This is a genomic window from Bacillus suaedaesalsae, from assembly GCF_016890225.1.
GTDB lineage: Bacteria > Bacillota > Bacilli > Bacillales > SA4 > Bacillus_BS > Bacillus_BS suaedaesalsae.
Genome location: NZ_JAFELM010000016.1, coordinates 100,723 through 121,363, shown reverse-complemented (window position 1 = coordinate 121,363; position 20,641 = coordinate 100,723). Strand labels below are relative to the sequence as shown.

Sequence of the window (20,641 nt, the reverse complement as noted above, 5' to 3'; positions counted from 1 at the left end):
TTCCTATTCACAGTAAAATCCTTTACTAGCATATGGGCTGGTGTTGAAAATGGTGCAGCAACTTTTATTGAAAAGGACTATCAATCCACTATTGATACTATGTATGGTGAAATCAGATTATGACTAAAAAAAGAAAAGCCCCCTTATTAAAATAAGGAGGCATCATGTATTAATTAACGTGTAAAAATTGAGGTAGCTTTTCGCTTGGAAGAATGTTCCCAACAAAGAATGAACCGAAATCACCAAAGCGTGCGCTTACTTCATCAAATCTCATTTCATAGACTAGCTTTTTGAATTGAAGTGGGTCATCTGAGAATAGCGTTACTCCCCACTCGTAATCATCAAAACCAACAGAACCTGTGATAATTTGCTTCACTTTACCTGCATATTGTCTACCAATCATACCGTGGCTTCTCATCATGCTGCGGCGGTCTTCCATAGGAAGCATGTACCAGTTATCTTCACCATCACGCTTTTTGTCCATTGGATAGAAACAGATGTGCTTCCATTTTGGTAAAGTAGGGTATAAACGGGCAAGAATTTCAGGATTTTGATATGGATCTTCACCTGCAGGAAGGTAGTTACTTAATTCTACGACTGATACATATGAATATGTAGGGATTGTAAATTCAGCCAACATAGTTTTGTTGAATTCCATCTCTAATTCATTAATTTCTTCTAGAGTTGGACGTAATAGCATGAACATAAAGTCTGCTTTTTGACCAACAACTGTGTATAGTGCATGGCTACCTGTTTTACTATTTTCAGCCGTACCCCACTTTTCAAGTAAACCTTGAAACTCAGAAATTGCCATTTGTCTTTCATCACTGCTTAGGCTTTTCCAAGCAGTCCAATTCATAGAACGGAATTCATGTAACGAATACCATCCATCAAGAGTTTTTGCTGCTTCACTCATCTATAACACTCCTTTATAATAAATAATTGTGCATTCATGAGCATACCTTCGCTCATAGAACAAAAAGAATATGTATACATCAATACTATATCATAGTTTTACCTAAATAGATGTTCGTAAACCCATGTGTATTCTTAACGATTTTGTGACGAATCATACGATAAGTTTTGGTATATTTGGGAAGGATAGAAATGGCCTTACAGTTTGTGTACATACAGAAATAGTTGACTATTTTAGAGCATTGTTGATTTTTTGGCACTTGCCAGCAGTCCATGGAAATCAGAATATACCCCGTTATTAAAAAACAGTAGGAGGAAAAAGAGTGAGTGATTTATTTCAAACAGTAAAGAATGCAGTTGAAGGAAAAAATATTAAAATTGTATTTCCTGAAGGAACAGATGAGAGAATTTTATCTGCAACAAATCGTTTAGCAGAAGAAGGGATACTAACTCCCATTTTAATAGGTAATGAGACAGAAATAAAAAATAAAGCAGCTGAAAAAGGATTAGGGTTAAACGGAGTCGAGATTTTAGACCCTGCCAATTATGAAGAACAAGATGAGATGGTTCGGGCTTTTGTTGAAAGAAGAAAAGGAAAAGCAACGGAAGAAGGTGCGAAAAAAATTCTGATGGATGAAAACTACTTTGGTACAATGCTCGTCTATATGGAAAAGGCAGCGGGCTTAGTAAGTGGAGCAGCACACTCTACAGCAGATACAGTCAGACCTGCTTTGCAAATTATTAAAACGAAACAAGGTGTGAAGAAAACATCCGGTGTGTTCATTATGGTAAGAGCTGAAGAAAAGTATGTTTTTGCTGATTGTGCAATTAACATTTCTCCAGATAGTCAGGATTTAGCGGAAATTGCAGTTGAAAGTGCAAAAACAGCTAGTTTGTTTGGAATTGTTCCACGTGTAGCAATGCTTAGTTTTTCTACGAAGGGCTCAGCAAAATCACCTGAAACAGAAAGAGTAGTAGAGGCAGTGAGAATAGCAAAAGAATTAGATTCAAACTTAGTGCTTGATGGAGAATTCCAGTTTGATGCAGCTTTCGTTCCTTCCGTAGCTGCGAAGAAGGCACCTGATTCTGTGTTAAAAGGGGATGCGAATGTATTTATCTTTCCAAGTCTTGAAGCGGGTAACATTGGCTATAAAATAGCGCAACGACTAGGAAACTTTGAAGCAATCGGACCAATTTTACAAGGCTTAAACAAGCCAGTTAATGATTTATCACGTGGTTGTAATGAAGAAGATGTCTATAAGTTAGCATTGATTACTGCAGCGCAATCGTTATAGAGGAGAAGAAGGCTTTGACATAAGTATTTCAGCCAGTGATAAACCCGAACTATTAGGCGATATTTTAATGAATCTTTCACCTATAGTTCGGGTCTTTATTTGTTGCTTTAGATTTGTTTTATTTTGCATACTCTTTAAAAAACTAGTGGAATGGAGCGAAAGACACTCGACTCCTGCGGGAGATAGAGGAAAGGCTGAGACCCCGCAGGCGCAGCCGAGGAGGTAGGTTTTTTCACGATAGTGAAAATAACCATCAGCTTCCTCCCCGCGGAAAGCGAGTGTCTGCAGCGCAATGGAACGAACTTGTTCTTCCGGAATTATTAACCGTTTAGGATGATATATTTAGTTATGTCCCAGCCTCTTTCTTATCAATGGGATCAATGAAGTTTTACAATGAAGGTGGGTTATCGTGCATCGTATTAGCGAGAATAATATAGATGAGTAAATTAGCAGGTAAAAAAATGAATATTAACCTCACAGCAAGAGAAGAAATACCAAAAAACTCTGCTAAACCACCGCAAACACCGGATATGGATTTATCTTTGTAAGACTTTCTTAATTTGTTTTGCAAAAACAATTCTCCTTTCGGTTACTATCATAGATGATCATTGTTGGAATGATGAGAAGGGACAAATAAAAATCTATATAGTCTAATGAGTAGGCTAATCATACAGAAAAGGATGGCGAAATTAATAAGAAGACCAAGGAAATTAATACCGAAATTCGATCCTCCATAATAAGAAAAAACGATTGTGGGCTTTCCGTAGTAATGAGAAGTTTCATATTGACCGGTAGTTGGATTAATAGAAAGGATAAGAGTTAACAAAAAGCAAACAAGATAAAATGGTTTATTTCTCCTCATGCTTCACCTCTGTTTTTCCTTATTTTAACATGTAGGATGTAGAAAAAGGAGCACAAATTTTACATGTGCTCCTTTTCAATAATCGATATTTAATTTTGATGAGTTTAAGATTTATTGGTTCGTTCCTAAGCTACCTAGTGCCTTATCATTTCTTTCAATCATTCTGTCTAAGTTTCCTTCATATACGGGAATTTCATCTAGCGTTAACCCAGAGTTTTCTAACGTTGCACCAAGATTCCTTAACGCAACCATGCATGAGAACATAATTTGTGGTATTGTTATCTCTTTATTTAGAAGCTCCGAAAGTGAAGCCATTGTTGTTGGTACAATAATCGGTGGTGAGAATTTTGATTCATCTTCTGACTTTCCAATTTCATAAAAGTTTTTGATTAGTTCAGCCCGGCCAGATCCGCTTCCGGCAACACATAAATAGATTTGAACAGCAATACCACCACGTAATCTTCGTTGGGAGATCCCTGCGAATTTTTGACCGTCAATGCTCAAGTCATAACTACCCGGGCAGTACGATCCAACTATTTCTCTTGTTTCGAAGGCTACTTGATAGTCCTTTAGTATATAGGTAACAAGCTCTACCATCGCATCATATCCACGATTTATATCAATTCCTTTTTCACTATCAGGAAAAATTATCGATAAATTCAATACATCTCGATCTAGAACAACTGCCAATCCACCGGAATTTCTCACAATGGAGTGATAGCCTTGTGATTGCAACCAAGAAACTCCTTCTCTTAAATGAGGTAAACGAGTATCTTGGATACCAAGTACAATCGTATTATGATGAACCCATGAACGGAGAACAGGAGGTGAAAGCTTACTTCCAACAGAAGCACAAAGTGTGTCATCAATGGCAAATGATTGTTTTGCCTCAAAAAGTGACCCTAATGAACTTTGATCAATAATTCTCCAATGTGGTTGAGTGAGTAGTGACATATTCTTAACTCCTCTTACGTATAGTTGCGCTCCATATTATATCATACCATGCTATAGATATTACTTAGGACTATTGGGTGATGTTTGTACATTCTCTATTTCCTTTGAACTAGTAATGTAAATAGGAAAATAAGTGTTACAACCTATGGTTGTCTAAAATGGTATCCATTACAATGAGAAGGATTCGGAAGTAATCGACAAATTTTGGAAAATGAGAGTGCGGTACATGGAACCTAGGTCAAGAAAAGAAACGTACAAACAAAAACGCAAGAATAGAAGAGCAATACAACTAGTAATACCGTCTATTATAATATGCATTTCAATTTTTTTCTTATATGAATATCAAAGTGTAGAAGTGGAGAAACCAATTGTAAAAACGGATATGGTGAGTAAAGAAAAACAAGTAGAAAAATCAGAGGAAACTAAGCCGGTTCAAGAAATTGAAGTGAAACAAGAGCTTGTAGAAACAGAGAAACCAAAAGTTGTGATTCAAAAAAATGAAGGGAAAACGGTTTCTCCTCTAAGTTCACCGATTGTTAAAGGAGTGAACAAAAAAGAAAAGCAGGAATCTATCAAGCCACAGGCAACTAGTGGAGTTGTAATCATTCATCATACGTTAGATGAGAAAGAAACCTTATATAGTATCGCCAAGCGATATTACAAGAACGATAAACTTCAGTATTTGATTAACTACAATGGTATAGATGATCCTAGTGTAGACGTAAAAGTTGGAGATACAATCAAAGTTCCAAATCCATATTATTTAGGGAAACATGTAGTTCATAAGGGAGAAACGCTATTTTCAATAGGAAGAAAATATTTTAGTAAATCACAAATCGTTCAGTATATGACTGAAATTAACCATTCCTCTGAGGTGAAAACTGGAGAGAGTTTGATTGTGTTTAATCAAGGGAAACTAACGAAACATACGGTGAAAGAAAAAGAAACGTTATTTGGGATTATGAATCATTACTATCAGTTCTCAGACTATTTAAAGTTGATAAAAGATGTTAATAGCATAGGAGAGCAGGTTCCTGCAGGTCAATCTCTATTCATTCCAAATCCCTTCTATAAAGCAAGTGAACCTATAAACGAAACTAGCTGGTCAATCGAAATTCTACTAAACAATCATACTTTAACCTTATATAAAGATAAAAATGTCTATAAAACGTATTCAGTAGCAACTGGTAAAGAGTCCTTAACACCAAGAGGGACTTTTCAAGTCATAACAAAATTTAAAAATCCTGAATACACACCAAAGAAAATAGCTGGAGGTGACCCTTTAAACCCATTAGGGACACGCTGGATCGGGCTAAATGTGCCGGATACAACTGGAAGAACATACGGTATTCATGGTACGAGTAATCCGAATTCAATAGGAAAAGATGTTTCCCAAGGTTGTGTACGACTACATAACGCTCATATCGAGCAGCTATTTGAAATCGTTCCGATTGGGACAGAGGTTATCATAAAATAAATGGAGCCTAGTTTGAGAGGGAATCTTCAAACTAGGCTCTTTTATTATTCAGCAAGCTTTTCTAAGTTACCGTTACGGTCCATTTTAAACTTAGTCGCAGGCCTTTCTTCTTCATCAAACAATACGAGTTTTCTTGCGCGATTCATGATTTGTAGTAATGTTTGGTGGTCTTCTTCAACTGTTTTGAATTCACGATCTAACTGTTCAGCTTTTCTCTCAAGTTCTTCATTTTGTTTTTTGAGCATTTCGTTTTCACGAGCAAGTGCCTCGTTTTCATACCTCATAATGGATTGGTTATATTGATTTCCATTCATGGAGGATAAAAATTGAATAACATCTTCTAATGAAAGAGCAGACTGATTCTGAGCGACTTCTGATACAGTTGTTGGATAACTAGAAGAGAACTCCATATTGCTAGTCTCTGTAATTGTTGTTGGCATAGGTGGTGAATACAGTAATTGCTTTTTAGCGGGTTTTCCTTGACCCATTGCACGTAAACGTTGTTTGCGTTGTTTTTTTGCTAAATCTAGTGCTTTTTCATATTGGTCACGAACAACTGCATTCCACCTAAAACCACAAGCGGATGCTGTACGGTTTAATTTGTCACCAACTTCTTCAAAAGCGTTTAACTGTGTGCTTCCTTCTCTTACATGACGTAATACGGTTTCTGCTAGTAGTAAATCATCTTCTTCTGACCAAGCATCTTGGCGTGTTTTCATTATAGTCATCTCCTTATCTATGTTTCTTTCCTGTTTTAGTAAACACATACGTAGAAAAACATTTCACGAATTTACTATCAGTATGGACAGAATCTCAGGGTTTTATACAAAAAAAGTGAGGGTAGTAGATTGCTATATGTGAAAGTTACGAATGACAGAGTGCTAAATGTAAACTTGCATTGTCACAATGAAGAAGGTAAAATACCGTATAGTGAACTGAGAGAGAAGGGATTGTCTCTAATGGCAAACGAATTTCGTATATGTGATGATTGTCAGGCTACTAATATCAAAACATTAGTGCCGCGTCTTGAAAAAATAGATAAAGATGCATCAATTGATATTGGTTGTCAGTCTTATTGTGGACCAGGACGAAAGAAGTCCTTTGCGTTTGTAAATAACCGTCCGTTATCGGCTCCAACTGAAGATGAGTTAATCGAGAAAATTGAGAAAAAACTCGGTTTATAAAACCTTTCCCCCTGTATAGCGATACAGGGGTTTTTGCTATTAAAATAAGGTGAAATTTCACTAGTAGAGTCATGTTTTTTTAAAACTTTTGTGAATAAGGTGCCTGTAAGGGTTTAGGCGTTGCCCGAAAATCTTATAAAACGGATTTTGTCAAAAACAAGGTTTTTTTATCGAATAAAAAAAGCTATAATAAAATTCATACTTTAAAAATGAACGTTCAAGACTTTTTAACTATGTAAAGGGATAATGATTTTACCGATAGAAGAGCGAAAGGGGTAATGGAATGACATATCCCAATGGAAAACTAAGTGAAGAAAAGGTGTTTAAAGATCCTGTACACCGCTATATTCATGTGCGTGATAAGCTAATCTGGGATTTAATTGGTACGCCAGAGTTTCAAAGATTAAGACGAATTCGACAACTAGGGACTACATACCTTACGTTCCATGGAGCTGAGCATAGTCGATTTAATCATTCACTAGGTGTTTATGAAATTATTCGTAGAATGATCGATGATGTATTCGTAGACCGAGAGCAATGGGACAATAATGAACGCCTGCTTTGTTTGTGTGCAGCATTATTACATGACCTAGGACATGGTCCTTTTTCACATTCCTTTGAAAAGGTATTTCACCTTGATCATGAGGAATTTACGAGGGCAATTATATTAGGAGATACTCAGATTAACAAAGTGTTAAGTCGTATGGGTAAAGATTTCCCTAAGAAGGTTGCAGAAGTTATTGCTAAAACGTATGAAAATAAACTGGTTGTGAGTATGATTTCAAGTCAAATTGATGCAGATCGTATGGATTATTTGCAACGGGATGCTTACTTTACAGGTGTTAGCTATGGCCAATTTGATATGGAACGTATTTTGCGTGTCATGAGACCAAGAGAAGATCAAGTTGTGATTAAAAAGAGCGGGATGCATGCGGTAGAAGATTATATTATGAGTCGCTATCAAATGTATTGGCAAATTTATTTTCATCCGGTATCTCGCGCTGCAGAAGTTATTTTAACGAAGATTTTACACAGAGCAAAACATCTTCACCAAGATTTTTATAATTTCAAAACAGAACCTGTTCATTTTTACTCCCTATTTGAAGAAGAGGTAAATGTACATGATTATTTAAAGCTAGATGAGTCGATTATTTTATTCTATTTCCAGGCATGGATGGAAGAGGAAGATCCAATTTTAGCTGATTTATGTTCTCGTTTTGTCAATCGTAATCTTTTCCAATATGCAGAATTTAATCCGAGTTTACAAATGCAACAGTGGTTTGATTTAATTCAATTATTTAAAAAGGCTGGCATCGATCCAGACTATTATCTTGTATTGGATTCTTCTTCCGATTTGCCATATGACTTTTATAGACCAGGTGAAGAAGAGGAAAGAATGCCTATTCACTTACTTATGCCAAATGGAGAGCTTCGTGAATTATCGAGAGAATCTGAGATCGTAGAGGCAATATCAGGTAAGCGCAGAACGGATCATAAGTTATATTATCCACTTGACTTGATTGAGGACCTTTCTACGAAGCGAAAGGTGAAGGAACAAATTTTAGAGATTTTAAAGAAGCCTTACTAAAGACATATACGTGTGAAGCGTTTGAACATATAGATGGAGTTAGGAGATGAAGACGGTTGTTAAAGGATCATGTAAAAGTAATGAAAGTATTTGCAGAGGCTGGGGAAGTGATCGGCAGAAAGAAGCTTCAGAAGATGGTGTACATCGGAAAAAAGCTACAACTACCCTTTTATGAGCGCTACGATTTTCATTTTTATGGACCATACTCTGAGGAGTTAACGTTACGAATTGAAGAGCTTTGTAACCTTGGTTTCATACAGGAAGTAAAAGAAAATAAAGGGGGGTATTCGCAATATCGATACTCCTTAACAGAAGTTGGCGAGAATTTCTTACAACAAAACGAACAAGATTCTCCAAAACTTAACGGCTGTATGAAACACATGAACGATCAAAATGCCAGATTCCTTGAACTCGTATCAACCGTTATGTACTTTGAAGATTTAGAAAAAGAAGAAGTAATCGAAAAAGTCTTCACACTAAAAAGCAAACAACGCTATACAGAAGAGGAAATTGAAGAAGCGTACAAGTACATCAATCAACTAAAAAACCAACTGCAGCAATAAAAAAATGCACATTCTCCTTTGGCGAATGTGCATTTTTTTATGTTTATAAGTAGCGGGGACAGGGTAGTTGGGTATTGTAATTTATAAAACTCAGCAAAGATTAGATATTGATGAACTTATTCCTTTTAGATACATACTAGCATCCTAATTATTTGACCATTTACTTTCCTTATTTCCTCGATTACCACTAGTTAACTGGTAAGGTCCTATTGAAGAACGATACAATCACAATTTTTACCACTCATTTAATATGTTAGTTGCAGTGAATCGCTGTAAAACGTCAATTACTCCCATTTCTGTTACAATCTCTTTTTACTTTTTTCGTGAAATGAATGATAAAATTACATGTTAGCTTTTTAAGTAGAAAAGCAGATATAGTATATTCTTAATTTGTTAGAAAGTGATATCAAAGTAAACTGGTGGTGAAGATACGTGATGAGTAAGAAGGTCTTGATCAGTGCCTCTAGTGTTCTCTTACTTTTTTCCCTTCTTTATTTCATTCTTCCGGACTTTATTCAACTAAAGGAAGAACGTGTGATAGTTACAAATCTTCATATCGAACAAGACAGTCGATCTGTTGAAACTTCAGTGAAAGAAGAAGTAAAAATAGAAACAACAGACCTTGATGATAAAGCAGTGGCGGATTCTGTAAAAGAAAAGTTCAGAGAAGTTATAGAAGGTGCCATCAATTTTTTAAGTCATGATAAGAAAATCGTTTCTATTGGTGATTCTTTAACTGAGGGAGTTGGAGATGAAACAGAAAATGGTGGTTATGTAGGGATTTTAAACAACACATTTGAAGATAATGAACTAAATATAACCATAGAAAACTTAGGGAAAAGAGGCAATAGAACAGATCAATTGTTAAAAAGATTGGATAAAAAAGAAATTGCAACAGCAATAAAAGATGCGGATATAGTCTTAATTACAATTGGTGCAAATGATATTATGAAAGTTGTTAGAAGTAATTATACAAATCTTCGTATAGAGCCTTTTCAAAAAGAAAAAATCGGATATGTTGAGAGGTTAACTGCTATTTTTAATAAAATTAATGAATTAAATCCAGATAGTCAAATCTATTTGATCGGATTTTATAATCCGTTTGAGCTGTACTTTAGTGATATTGAGCAGTTAGAGATCATTCTGGATGATTGGAATCAAACAGGTAAATCCGTTACAGAAGAGTTTGAGAATGTATACTATATTCCAACAGAAGACTTATTCTCTACTAAGACGAGTAACTTATTAGCCGATGATAATTTTCACCCAAATACGAGTGGGTACAAATTAATGGCACAGCGAGTTATTGAGTATTTAAATAAATATAATGAAGAAGCTGAGTTACCAATTGAGGCTATCGAATAGAAGGTGAAATGAATGGAAATACAGTTTAAAACAAAACCGTCATGGAAACAATTATTTTTATGTGTAGTCGGAGTGAATGTATTCTTCGTGTTATCTTTCTTCATTTTTTTACTATGGCCCGTATCTGATTCAGAAATACCTATAAAAGAATTTATAGAAGATGAACCAGGGGCAGAATTTACGATTAAATCGAGCAAGCAAAACTTAAATGAGCTAGTTAATGAATATGTAGATAAATTTATGAAGGATAAAGATGATAAATATACTGTAAAGCTTGATGAAAATGTTCAATTATTGGGGTCAATTGAAGCCTTTCAGACCGAAATACCAATATCCATCACATTAGAGCCCTCGGTCCAAGAAAACGGAGACCTTGTCTTATATGCATCAGATATGTCACTTGGATTACTGAAATTGCCGGAAAAGAAGATTCTTGAATACGTGAAGAAAGAATTGACAACACCTGAATGGGTTGAAATTAATCCTGATAATCAACTAATCTATATTGCCGTAACGCAAATGGAGGTCAAAAGTAACTTTAAAGTAAAGGTACAAAGCTTTGATTTAAAGAATGACCAAATTACGTTCAGAATTAAGGTTCCAAATGAAACGTTAGGATTATAGATTTACCTAATTTCTCTAAAGAAACTCCTTTGTAGAAGGTTTGCTTTGTAACAACTTCTACAAAGGAGTTTTTAATTTACTTAATAATTACTTACTAGTTTAAAGGTATCAAGCAAATGATTTATTCGTCGCTTAGACGTTTGCCACCTACTGCGTAGTGGTTTTTGCTCATTTCTTCGATGAAAACGACGATTTTATCTTCTGGTGCACCAGTTGTTTCAGATACAGCATTTGTTACTTTTTCAACAAGTGCTTTCTTTTGTTCTTCAGATCGACCTTCTAGCATTTTTACTGTTACGTATGGCATGGGAAATCCTCGCTTTCTATTTTTGGATGATAAGAAATACAACCTGATATAAGTCTTGAAAATGGTTAAGTATTTCTAATCGAGTGTGTAAGTATAGTATACTAATGGGAGAATTATATATAAAGAATAGAGGAGAAAGCAAATGGAATTCCTTCCGTTTTTAAGATATAGTCTACAGGAGCTTCCTTTCGTCATTATTACCTTACTTATTGCCTTTACCATTCATGAGTTTGCACATGCATTTGTAGCGTATAAGTTTGGGGATTCAACGGCAAAGGACCAAGGAAGATTAACATTATCCCCACTTGCACATCTAGATCCAATTGGAACGATTGCCTTATTTATACTAGGATTCGGTTGGGCTAAGCCTGTTCCAGTGAATCGTTTTTTCTTTAAAAATCCACGCTTAGCGGGTATCTCGGTTTCATTAGCAGGTCCGTTCAGTAACCTAATACTTGCATTAATTGGATTTATAGTGTGGTATAGTCTAGCACCTTTAGGGATTTTAAGTAGCGTTTCACTAAACGTTGTAGAGAGCATTCATTTGTTTTTTGAAACATTTATATCCATCAATATTGCCCTATTTGTGTTTAATCTTTTACCTTTCCCTCCCCTTGATGGATATCGAGTTGTAGAGGATTTAGCACCGTCTGGAGTTCGTGCAAAATTAACGCAATATGAACAATATGGATCAATTATCTTTTTAATCTTAGTAATCACACCACTTGACCAATATACAATAACACCAATTTTTATCACAGCTATTCCATTCGTAGCTGAGCTTTTATCAGAAGTCACTGCCCTAATATTGAATCTAGGCTCTTAAATTCGTTACAATGTAAACACAAGAGGAGGTCGCAGTATGGAACAAGAAAAGAAAAAGAAAACAATTGGTTTTAATATAATTAAAAATGACCCAACGGACGGACACGGGGGATTTGGTGCAGGCGGTGCTCTCAGTCTTGAAAATATCTCACCAGTATTTGTTGATCCCGAAGAAGGAGAAGCATTTGTAGATATCGGAGCAATGCATGCTCGAAGTGTTGTTGAAAAGGGTATTAAGTTTTTACCAAACAAAGAAGATGTACCGAATGGTAAGTTATATTGGCTAGTATGGGTTACGATTGAACGCCTGGAAAACGGCCCTTATTATGCAGGAGTAACAGGTTGTGAAATGACGGTAGATCGTGAAGTTCGCCGTGGCTACAAGATTCTGGCAGAACATGTGAATCTTATGGATAAATCGCTAAAGCGCAAAATTATTGTAAATCATATGGACGAAAAGTCTCGTAAGATTTTAGCTGACTTTTTACAAAAGCATGATGAAGGTACGTGGAATCGATCATCTTCTCAACTTAAAGATGATCTTTTATCTTAAAAGAATGTGAAACTTTTATGACATTTGCGGGGAACGTCATAAAATAGTTGAGGTTTTTTTCGAAAAAAAGTAAACTTATTTTACAGTCTTTGCACTGTAAAACTAGGACACAAAAAACCGCGGGGAGTTTTCCCTGCGGTTTTTTGCATATATATTTAGTCAAGGCTGTTATCACATAGATTGTTATTGTTCGAAGGAGCAGAAAAAACATAAAGATAAAGGTGGTTTCGGGACATCTTTTCGTCAATGTAATAGATATCTTAAATGTATTGGATTACTAAAGATACACGAAATTTAATAAATAGCAGCAAAGTTTACAAAAAGAGCCCTTAGTCAAACCAATTAAAAATCTTCTTAAAAAAGCCTTTTTCTTCTATTTCCTCTTTTATCTTTTTCTTCTTTTTATGTTGGTGTGGAAGATGGTCCTGACAATATTCTGTTGGTTCTGTACCTTCAATGAAGTAGGTTAACCTCATGACCGGACAGCCTTCTGTTGCAAGCATGCCGTTATCTGGGTTGACGTAAACTCCAACTACGCCAGAAGTCGGCTTAAAGGCTTGTACAGGTTTTTTCTTTAGTGCATCCTCCATAACACCAGCCCAAATTGTTTTGGAATAGGTTTTTTCATCTGCTAAATCGAGTGTGTGATCTTTATCGTACCCGACCCAAACTCCAGTAACGAGCTCTGGAGAATAACCAATCATCCAACTATCGGTTTTTGTTGTACCTGATTTACCAGCGTAGATTCTTGTTAATTGGTCTGATATGGTGCGCCCCGTTACTTTTGTATAGTCATTTAACTTTTCATCAAACATTCCAGTCATCATATGAGTAGTTACAAAGGCTACATCTTTATCTAATACTTGTTCTTTCGTTTTCTCCTTTTCATAGATCACTTCGCCGTTGTGATTGACGATCTTCTTTATAAAGGAAGGTTCTGTTTTTTTACCGCCGTTCGCGATAATTCCATAGGCATTTACCATATCTATCATTTTGACAGTTGACGTTCCGAGAGCCAGTGATGGTACTGCAGGTAGTTTTCCAGTAATGCCTAATCGTCTACTCGTATCGATTAATGAGTTTACCCCTAAAAACATATGGGTTTTTACAGCATAAACATTATCAGATAGAGCAATCGCTTGAGCAAGAGTAATAGAATCATTTGCATAATAGTCATTATAATTACTAGGCGAATACGTTTTGTTGTCCTCACCAAATTGAAAGGTTGTATACTCGCTTTTTAACATTGTAGAAGGAGTAAAGCCTTGTTCAACCGCCGTATAGTATAAAAATGGTTTGAATGTAGACCCGGGTTGACGTCTTGCTTGTGTAGCGCGGTTAAATTGACTTTTTGAGAAATCTCTACCGCCGACGAGTGCTTTTACATCGCCATTTGCAGGGTTCGTTACGACAATTGCTGCTTGTATTTCAGAATTAGGGTTAATAACCTCTTCCATCTTCTCTTCTGCAATCTCTTGAATCGTTGGGTCAAGAGTTGTATAGATTTTTAAACCGCCCATCTCAATCATTCTTGGTGTGATATCTGTTTCTGACAGTAAAGCTTTTTTCACTGCTTCCTGGAAATATGGCGCGATATTTTGTTTTTTGACATCAAACTTCCCATAGAAATCTAGTTTTTCAGCAAAAATCAATTTCGCTTGTTTTTTTGAGATAAATTCATTTGCAACCATGGAATTGAGTATAATTTGTTGACGTTTCTTCGCATGATCTAGATTTTCCAAAGGAGAATAATAGGTTGGCCCTTTAGGAATACCAGAAAGCATGGTGGCTTCTGCTAGAGTTAAGTCTTTAGCTGATTTATTGAAATAAAATTGTGAAGCGGCTTCGATCCCATAAGCACCATGCCCATAGTAAATCGTATTCAAATAGCCTTCAATAATCTGTTCTTTCGTATAATTCATTTCAAGTCGAAGCGTATAAAGAGCTTCAGTCATTTTACGCTTCCACGTCTTGTCATGCTCTAGAAATAGATTTCTAGCATATTGCTGGGAAATTGTACTTGCCCCTTGAACTTTAGACATCGCTCTAATATCCGCAAGTGCAGCTCCAACAATTCTCTTATAATCAAAGCCATTATGATCATAAAAACGCTTGTCTTCAATTGCAACTGTAGCGTTGACTAAGTGGGGAGATATTTCGGCTAGCGGTACCCAATAACGAGTTTGTCCTTGATGGCTTTCACCGATAATACTATTGTCAGTTCCGTAATAGATTGTAGACTGTGGCACAGCTAATGGTGGAGCACCCTTCACTTTGGCATACGTTAATACACCTACCACTCCTAAAACAAAGAAGATTGCTAGAAATAACCCTATAAATAAAAGTGCACGCACATATTTCAACGTCTGCTTCAACCGTTCATTCGTGATGACTTCCATCATCGACTCACCTACCAAAAGGATCCATATTAAAGACATAATCTTCATCATTATTGAGAAAAAAGCCGTATTTTAAACATAAAATCGTATATTTTATCACTTTAAAGCAGTGGGGGACAGGCCCCCACTGCTTTAAAGCTTTAGTTGAATAAAGCATCGTGTCGTATTTTTTAAAATTTTATGCTTAACATTTTTCATAGATTGGGCTATACTTTGACTTGCTGTATATTATTTGCATCATTGTTTAACACAAGCTTATGCGGTAAAAATATGGTTTTTTATCGTTGTAACAGGGAAAGATACAAATGTAAGAAAAAGTACATACATACTGTGGGAAATAACTAGAAAGGTGTGACTAAAATGGAATTATGGTTTACAGAGAAACAGACTGAAAAATTTGGTATTACGGCTAAGATTAAGCAGACTTTACATACGGAGCAAACGGAGTTTCAAAAGCTAGATATGGTAGAGACAGAAGAGTTTGGAAACATGTTAATTCTTGATGGCATGGTCATGACTACTCAAAAGGATGAGTGGGTTTATCATGAAATGGTTGCTCACGTTCCTTTATTCACGCATCCAAATCCTGAAAACGTACTTGTAGTTGGTGGGGGAGACGGTGGTGTAATCCGTGAGGTGTTAAAACACCCAAGTGTGAAAAAAGCAACTCTAGTTGAGATCGATGGTAAAGTTATTGAGTACTCTAAACAGTACTTACCTGAAATTGCAGGTATGCTTGACGACGCTCGTGTAGAAGTGAAGGTAGGAGACGGATTCATGCATATCGCTGAAAGCGAAGCAATCTACGATGTAATCATGGTTGACTCTACTGAACCTGTTGGTCCTGCTGTTAACCTGTTCACAAAAGGATTCTATGCTGGTATTTCTAAAGCATTAAAGGAAGACGGAATTTTCGTTGCACAATCAGACAACCCTTGGTTTACACCTGATTTAATTCGCAACGTACAACGTGATGTAAAAGAAATTTTCCCAATAACGCGTCTATATATTGCTAACATTCCAACGTATCCAAGTGGTATGTGGACATTTACATTAGGTTCAAAGAAGCATGATCCACTTGAAGTTGAAGAAAGTCGTTTCCATGAGATTGATACAAAGTACTACACAAAAGAGCTTCATAAAGCTGCCTTTGTCCTACCAAAATTTGTATCAGATCTAACAAAGTAAGTAGGAGGGTTAGCTATGCGTTTTGATGAAGCCTATTCAGGAAATGTGTTTATAAAAAGTCACCCTAGCTTTGAAGAAAGCAAGGCAGTTTTATACGGTATGCCAATGGACTGGACAGTTTCGTACCGTCCTGGCTCACGTTTCGGTCCTTCTCGTATTCGTGAAGTGTCAATCGGATTAGAAGAGTACAGTGCGTATCTAGACCGAGAATTAGAAGATGTAAAATACTTCGATGCAGGAGATATCCCCCTGCCGTTTGGTAACCCACAAAAAAGTATTGAAATGATTGAAGAATATGTGGACTCTCTTCTAGCGGAAGGGAAATTTCCACTTGGAATGGGTGGGGAGCATCTTGTATCATGGCCGGTAATTAAGGCAATGTACAAAAACTACCCTGATTTGGCTATTATCCATATGGATGCACATACAGACTTACGAGAGCATTACGAAGGCGAGCCTTTATCTCACTCCACTCCAATTCGTAAAGCAGCAGAATTAATGGGTCCTGAAAATGTCTTCTCATTCGGAATTCGTTCTGGAATGAAGGAAGAATTCGAATGGGCAAAAAATGTTGGAATGCACATCTCGAAATTTGAAGTGCTTGAGCCACTAAAGGAAATCTTGCCTAAGCTTGCTGGACGTCCTGTATATGTAACGATTGATATTGATGTATTAGATCCTGCACATGCTCCTGGAACAGGAACTGTGGATGCAGGAGGAATTACTTCTAGAGAATTACTAGCATCCATCCACGCAATTGCTCGTTCTGAAGTGAATGTTGTAGGTGGAGACTTAGTAGAAGTAGCGCCGATTTACGATCACTCTGAACAAACTGCTAACACAGCTAGTAAACTCATTCGTGAAATGATTTTAGGCTGGGTGAAATAAAAGAAATGAACCATAGATGAAAAAGTCTATGGTTCTTTTTTTATGCAATCCTGTTCTTATCAATGAAAAATAGGAGGTGTCTTGATATCCTGTTGATGCAAAGTGACTTGAAGTTGTTTATTTACATTAATGGATGCAAAAAATACTTGGTTGATTTGAGTAATCCCTTTTGACTGAAGCTCATCCTCCAACCATGCCTTATCTAAAGAAAATTCTTTTAAAATCGCTTCATATACCGTTCCTTCAACGATCAAGGGATAGCCTATAGAAATGTTATCGTTAGACAAGGACAGGTCCTTTCTTGTAACAGGTGTACTTTCTCCTTTTCGCAAAACGGTAATATTTCCACTTCCTTCAATTATAGCTAAGTGAACCTCACTGATATCAAAGATATCCTTTTCACGAAGCATCAGGAGAATATTATCCACTGAATACTGTATTCTGTTAATGTTTTTAACAATCATAACGCCATCTTGAATAACGACTGTTGGTTCAAACGTAACCAATCTTCCAAACCACCTGTTATGTATTTTTAACCGTGCAACAATTTTTTGGAAAACCGCAATCATGACGATAGCAAAAGCCGTATGAATGTGTTCAATCTTCGGATCCGCAATATCAGCCCCAACCACAGCCCCTAAGGTGATAATCGCCAGAAAGTCAAAAATCGGTAGTTGTCCGATGGATCTTCTTCCCATATAAAGTGTCATAAATAAAAGTAAAGGTAATATCGTTACAATTCGACCTAATACAATTGCAAGTTCTTTTAAAAGTTCCATCAATAACTATTCCCCCAAAAATAATTAGAAAAAAATGTAAATTAGTTAATCCGTTTTTACTATTCTCTTCTGTTTTTTGTGATATTATTTAATTTATGTTGAAATTAATTGAGAGAAAAATCAAAAAAGAGAGAAAAAACAGTAGGGGGATCAAAAATGCCACGCATACTAGAAGTGAGTCTACAGTTTATTGTGGCGTGTATGGGTATTATTTTAGTAGGTGCAATTCCGGCTTTATTTTCGGCATCAGGTGAAAGCCTGCTTAACTTTTCCCAGTACGTCACTGCATTAAAAGAGATTGTAAAAGGTTTAATGGAATATGATACGTTAACGTATGATTGGAATGGAAGACCGCGTAATTTATTTCCATCTCTGTTTAGTCCAGTGTTATATTCGTTAACTCTTTTAATTGGTGCCCTTTTCATCGCTTATGTTATTTCCACTGCATTAACCATCATTACTATGTTATTTCCAGAGAGGCACCGTGGGAAAACGAAGCTATTTGTCTATATATTCGAGTCCTTACCAGACATTTTTATTGTGTTCCTTATGCAGTTTTTTATTATTTTCTTCTACCAAAAGACTGACATCCTATTAATTAACTTTGTCACACTTTCAGAAGAACGAGTGTATTTACTGCCAATGCTGTGTTTAGCTATTTTTCCAACGATTCAACTTTACCGTTTAAGTTTCTTGTTGTTTGAGCAAGAATTGAAAAAGGATTATGTGGACTTGGCAAGAATGAAGGGAGTTACAAAATCTACAATTCTTTTTATACATGTCTTACGGAACGCATCAATCAGCCTGTTTTTCCAGTCGAAGAAAGTCATTTGGTTTATGCTTTCCAATCTATTTATCATTGAATATTTATTTAATATTTTTGGAATAACGAGATTTTTAAGTCAGTACATGACACCGGTTTTATTTACAATTGGAGTATTATTATTCTTTATTCCGATTTTCCTTCTATACAACATTACAGAGGCTGTTCTAAAGAACGTGGCAAACGGGGGAGAATCTATATGATAAAAAAATTGTTTACTCAACCAATGTTTCTGATAGGTTTTGTGATTATCGCAGGACTTTTGATTTCAAGCTTTGTTTATACGGCTGTTTATGATGACGTAGTGCCGCAGGATCGGTATATTTATGATGAGAATGGGAGTGTCGTAGATTCTGCTCCACTTCCACCGAGCAAGGACGCTTGGTTTGGGACAGATATGTTCGGCTTCCATATGCTTCACAAAATGATTATTGGTGCAAAATTTACGATTTTAGCTGCGTTAAGTATTGCTCTATTGCGTGTAATTGTGGCGATACCAATTGGGATCTTCTTTAGCTCCTATTTAACAAAGTTTAGAAAATATTTGAATGGGTTTATTGATTCCTTTCACTATATACCGTTAACTTTGATCGCTTATTACATTCTATATCCGGTGCTATGGATGGGGCCAGAAGGGTTTCACTATAGTTTTTTTGAGAGAATTTCAATCGAAGTAGTGGTGCTCACGGTGTTAGCGGTACCAATATTAGCAGTATTAATAAGCAACGAAAGTGCTGAAGTTATGAAAAAGGACTTCGTCATAAGCTCACAAACACTTGGTGCAAGTAAGTTTTTTATGATACGTAAGCATATATTACCACTTTTAAAGGAAAAGTTTGTGATTATGTTTGGACAACAAGTAGTTCAAGTCCTTCTTCTTTTATCACATTTAGGATTAATGAAACTGTTCTTTGGAGGAACGGTCGTATCGTTCGACCCGATGATGGGAGATCCACCAACAACGCTCTCAATGGAATGGTCAGGGCTAATTGGTGATGCACAGAGATTTATGAAGACATCCATTTGGATTCCGTTCACGCCAATTCTGTTCTTCGCCATCTCTATCTATGCAGTCAACCTTATGACAGAAGGTTTCACCAAAATTAGCATGGGTGAAAGTAAAAGAAGAAAAAAACGTAAATCAGAAGAAGCCATTCAAGAGAAAATCCAAATTAACAACCAAAGCTTTGAACTCAAACACAAAACTACATCGCAGTCTAAAGCAGTATAGTATTTGCCAAACCCAGCATATGCTGGGTTTTTTGGTGCCAGGCACCACCCGGATTTTGTCGAATAAAAACTCTTGATATTGAACTTCTTCATAGAAATCTATATACTTATTAAGTTATAAAGTGAAATTTCCATGAGTGATGGTATTCCATAGATGGAAAGAGGAACTTAGGTTAACAGTGGAACTTCTGTTAAGAGCGTTGACGTCCTGTCAGCAACACAGAAGTTAGCACATCCTGCGTGAGTAGGCCTATGGCAACACCTAAGTGACCACCATCCTGCGTGCGAAACAATCGGGGTGTTAGCTAATCATCATCTCCACAAAAGGGTTTTAAGTGGGGAATTACGGACGGTTTATACCGGGATAACGGATAAGGACGTGAACGTATGCAACAGATGAATGGTATTCCTGTGCACATTACCTTTTCTAGTGATATTCAAGACCAGGACGAGAAGGCGCATTTTTCTTTTGAGACAAATGGTCTATACTACATAAAGGATCATAAAAGTTTTTTGTTGTTTGAGGAGAAAATAGAGGAGCAGGGTCCCGTGAAAACGACAGTTCGCTTCGGCGGAGATGAAGCATGGATTCGTAGAAGTGGCTCGGTAAATATGAGAATTCCGTTTCGACTACATAACAAGACAAAAGGAATTCATGAAACACCTCATATTAAATTAGAAGTAACGGCAACTACGGATGACATCTCTCATGAATGGGACGAACAAAATCGCACGGGGTTCTTTCGATTAACCTATAGACTTAGTATGAGAGGCGAGGAAGTCGGAACATACTTGTTACATATAGCATTTAAGGAGGAATAG

At 36.4% G+C, this 20,641-nt stretch carries 21 protein-coding genes; 14 read left to right on the top strand and 7 right to left on the bottom strand.

The window, feature by feature from the left end:
• Nucleotides 1–169: 169 nt before the first annotated feature.
• Nucleotides 170–916 (bottom strand): hydrogen peroxide-dependent heme synthase, encoded by a 747-nt coding sequence (hemQ, locus tag JR050_RS03830; RefSeq protein WP_204202188.1) that lies wholly within the window; start codon nt 914–916, stop codon nt 170–172.
• A gap of 322 nt (nt 917–1,238) precedes the next feature.
• Here hemQ and pta point away from each other — a divergent pair, with 322 nt between their 5' ends.
• Nucleotides 1,239–2,210 carry a phosphate acetyltransferase gene (gene pta / locus JR050_RS03825; RefSeq protein ID WP_204202187.1) on the top strand — a complete coding sequence of 324 codons (972 nt, stop codon included), beginning with the start codon at nt 1,239–1,241 and terminating at the stop codon, nt 2,208–2,210.
• A gap of 388 nt (nt 2,211–2,598) precedes the next feature.
• Here the strand turns inward: pta and JR050_RS03820 are convergent, their stop codons facing one another.
• Entirely contained in the window at nt 2,599–2,781 is a 183-nt protein-coding gene (locus JR050_RS03820; protein ID WP_204202186.1) for a PspC domain-containing protein, read from the bottom strand.
• Nucleotides 2,782–3,183: 402 nt separating this feature from the next.
• Nucleotides 3,184–4,026 (bottom strand): octanoyl-[GcvH]:protein N-octanoyltransferase, encoded by an 843-nt coding sequence (gene lipL / locus JR050_RS03815; protein ID WP_204202185.1) that lies wholly within the window; start codon nt 4,024–4,026, stop codon nt 3,184–3,186.
• A gap of 226 nt (nt 4,027–4,252) precedes the next feature.
• Between lipL and JR050_RS03810 the strand changes: the two genes are divergently transcribed.
• A complete protein-coding gene (locus JR050_RS03810) occupies nt 4,253–5,503 on the top strand; it encodes a L,D-transpeptidase family protein (protein WP_204202184.1) in 1,251 nt (416 codons plus the stop codon).
• Nucleotides 5,504–5,547: 44 nt separating this feature from the next.
• Here the strand turns inward: JR050_RS03810 and JR050_RS03805 are convergent, their stop codons facing one another.
• A complete protein-coding gene (locus JR050_RS03805) occupies nt 5,548–6,222 on the bottom strand; it encodes an RsfA family transcriptional regulator (protein WP_204202183.1) in 675 nt (224 codons plus the stop codon).
• A 240-nt stretch (nt 6,223–6,462) separates the two neighbouring features.
• Here JR050_RS03805 and JR050_RS03800 point away from each other — a divergent pair, with 240 nt between their 5' ends.
• The 5 genes from JR050_RS03800 (at nt 6,463) to JR050_RS03780 (ending at nt 10,827) form a co-directional block, all read left to right on the top strand.
• Nucleotides 6,463–6,687 (top strand): YuzB family protein, encoded by a 225-nt coding sequence (locus JR050_RS03800; RefSeq protein WP_149220843.1) that lies wholly within the window; start codon nt 6,463–6,465, stop codon nt 6,685–6,687.
• A gap of 283 nt (nt 6,688–6,970) precedes the next feature.
• Complete coding sequence (locus tag JR050_RS03795; protein WP_204202182.1) at nt 6,971–8,275, top strand: HD domain-containing protein; 1,305 nt, start codon at nt 6,971–6,973, stop codon at nt 8,273–8,275.
• Between the two features lie 56 nt (nt 8,276–8,331).
• On the top strand, nt 8,332–8,838 hold the full coding sequence (locus JR050_RS03790; protein ID WP_204202181.1) for a YwgA family protein: 507 nt from the start codon (nt 8,332–8,334) through the stop codon (nt 8,836–8,838).
• 435 nt (nt 8,839–9,273) lie between these two features.
• Nucleotides 9,274–10,203, top strand: coding sequence for an SGNH/GDSL hydrolase family protein (locus JR050_RS03785; protein WP_204202323.1), 930 nt, complete (start codon nt 9,274–9,276; stop codon nt 10,201–10,203).
• 12 nt (nt 10,204–10,215) lie between these two features.
• Nucleotides 10,216–10,827: a YpmS family protein gene (locus JR050_RS03780; protein ID WP_204202180.1), complete on the top strand. Its 612-nt coding sequence runs from the start codon at nt 10,216–10,218 to the stop codon at nt 10,825–10,827.
• A gap of 121 nt (nt 10,828–10,948) precedes the next feature.
• On the opposite strand, the gene thmT is transcribed toward JR050_RS03780, so the two are convergent.
• A complete protein-coding gene (thmT, locus tag JR050_RS03775; RefSeq protein WP_204202179.1) occupies nt 10,949–11,134 on the bottom strand; it encodes a 2-hydroxymuconate tautomerase in 186 nt (61 codons plus the stop codon).
• 142 nt (nt 11,135–11,276) lie between these two features.
• Here thmT and JR050_RS03770 point away from each other — a divergent pair, with 142 nt between their 5' ends.
• Together JR050_RS03770 and JR050_RS03765 are read left to right on the top strand one after the other, a co-directional pair.
• Nucleotides 11,277–11,960, top strand: coding sequence for a site-2 protease family protein (locus tag JR050_RS03770; protein WP_204202178.1), 684 nt, complete (start codon nt 11,277–11,279; stop codon nt 11,958–11,960).
• 36 nt (nt 11,961–11,996) lie between these two features.
• Complete coding sequence (locus JR050_RS03765; RefSeq protein WP_204202177.1) at nt 11,997–12,512, top strand: YwhD family protein; 516 nt, start codon at nt 11,997–11,999, stop codon at nt 12,510–12,512.
• Between the two features lie 329 nt (nt 12,513–12,841).
• On the opposite strand, the gene JR050_RS03760 is transcribed toward JR050_RS03765, so the two are convergent.
• A complete protein-coding gene (locus JR050_RS03760) occupies nt 12,842–14,911 on the bottom strand; it encodes a transglycosylase domain-containing protein (RefSeq protein ID WP_204202322.1) in 2,070 nt (689 codons plus the stop codon).
• Nucleotides 14,912–15,271: 360 nt separating this feature from the next.
• On the opposite strand from JR050_RS03760, the gene speE reads away from it, so the two are divergent.
• Nucleotides 15,272–16,099: a spermidine synthase gene (gene speE / locus JR050_RS03755; RefSeq protein ID WP_204202176.1), complete on the top strand. Its 828-nt coding sequence runs from the start codon at nt 15,272–15,274 to the stop codon at nt 16,097–16,099.
• A gap of 15 nt (nt 16,100–16,114) precedes the next feature.
• Nucleotides 16,115–16,987 carry an agmatinase gene (gene speB, locus JR050_RS03750; protein ID WP_204202175.1) on the top strand — a complete coding sequence of 291 codons (873 nt, stop codon included), beginning with the start codon at nt 16,115–16,117 and terminating at the stop codon, nt 16,985–16,987.
• 59 nt (nt 16,988–17,046) lie between these two features.
• Here speB and JR050_RS03745 read toward each other — a convergent pair whose 3' ends face one another.
• Nucleotides 17,047–17,766 (bottom strand): DUF421 domain-containing protein, encoded by a 720-nt coding sequence (locus JR050_RS03745; protein ID WP_204202321.1) that lies wholly within the window; start codon nt 17,764–17,766, stop codon nt 17,047–17,049.
• Nucleotides 17,767–17,922: 156 nt separating this feature from the next.
• Here JR050_RS03745 and JR050_RS03740 point away from each other — a divergent pair, with 156 nt between their 5' ends.
• The 3 genes from JR050_RS03740 to JR050_RS03730 all read left to right on the top strand — a co-directional run bounded on the left by JR050_RS03740 (nt 17,923) and on the right by JR050_RS03730 (nt 20,641).
• The gene (locus tag JR050_RS03740) at nt 17,923–18,792 is read left to right on the top strand and encodes an ABC transporter permease subunit (RefSeq protein WP_204202174.1); all 870 of its coding nucleotides are present in this window, start codon (nt 17,923–17,925) and stop codon (nt 18,790–18,792) included.
• On the top strand, nt 18,789–19,820 hold the full coding sequence (locus tag JR050_RS03735) for an ABC transporter permease (protein ID WP_204202173.1): 1,032 nt from the start codon (nt 18,789–18,791) through the stop codon (nt 19,818–19,820). Before JR050_RS03740 ends, JR050_RS03735 begins: the two co-directional genes overlap by 4 nt.
• Before the next feature lie 386 nt (nt 19,821–20,206).
• Entirely contained in the window at nt 20,207–20,641 is a 435-nt protein-coding gene (locus JR050_RS03730) for a YwiB family protein (protein WP_204202172.1), read from the top strand.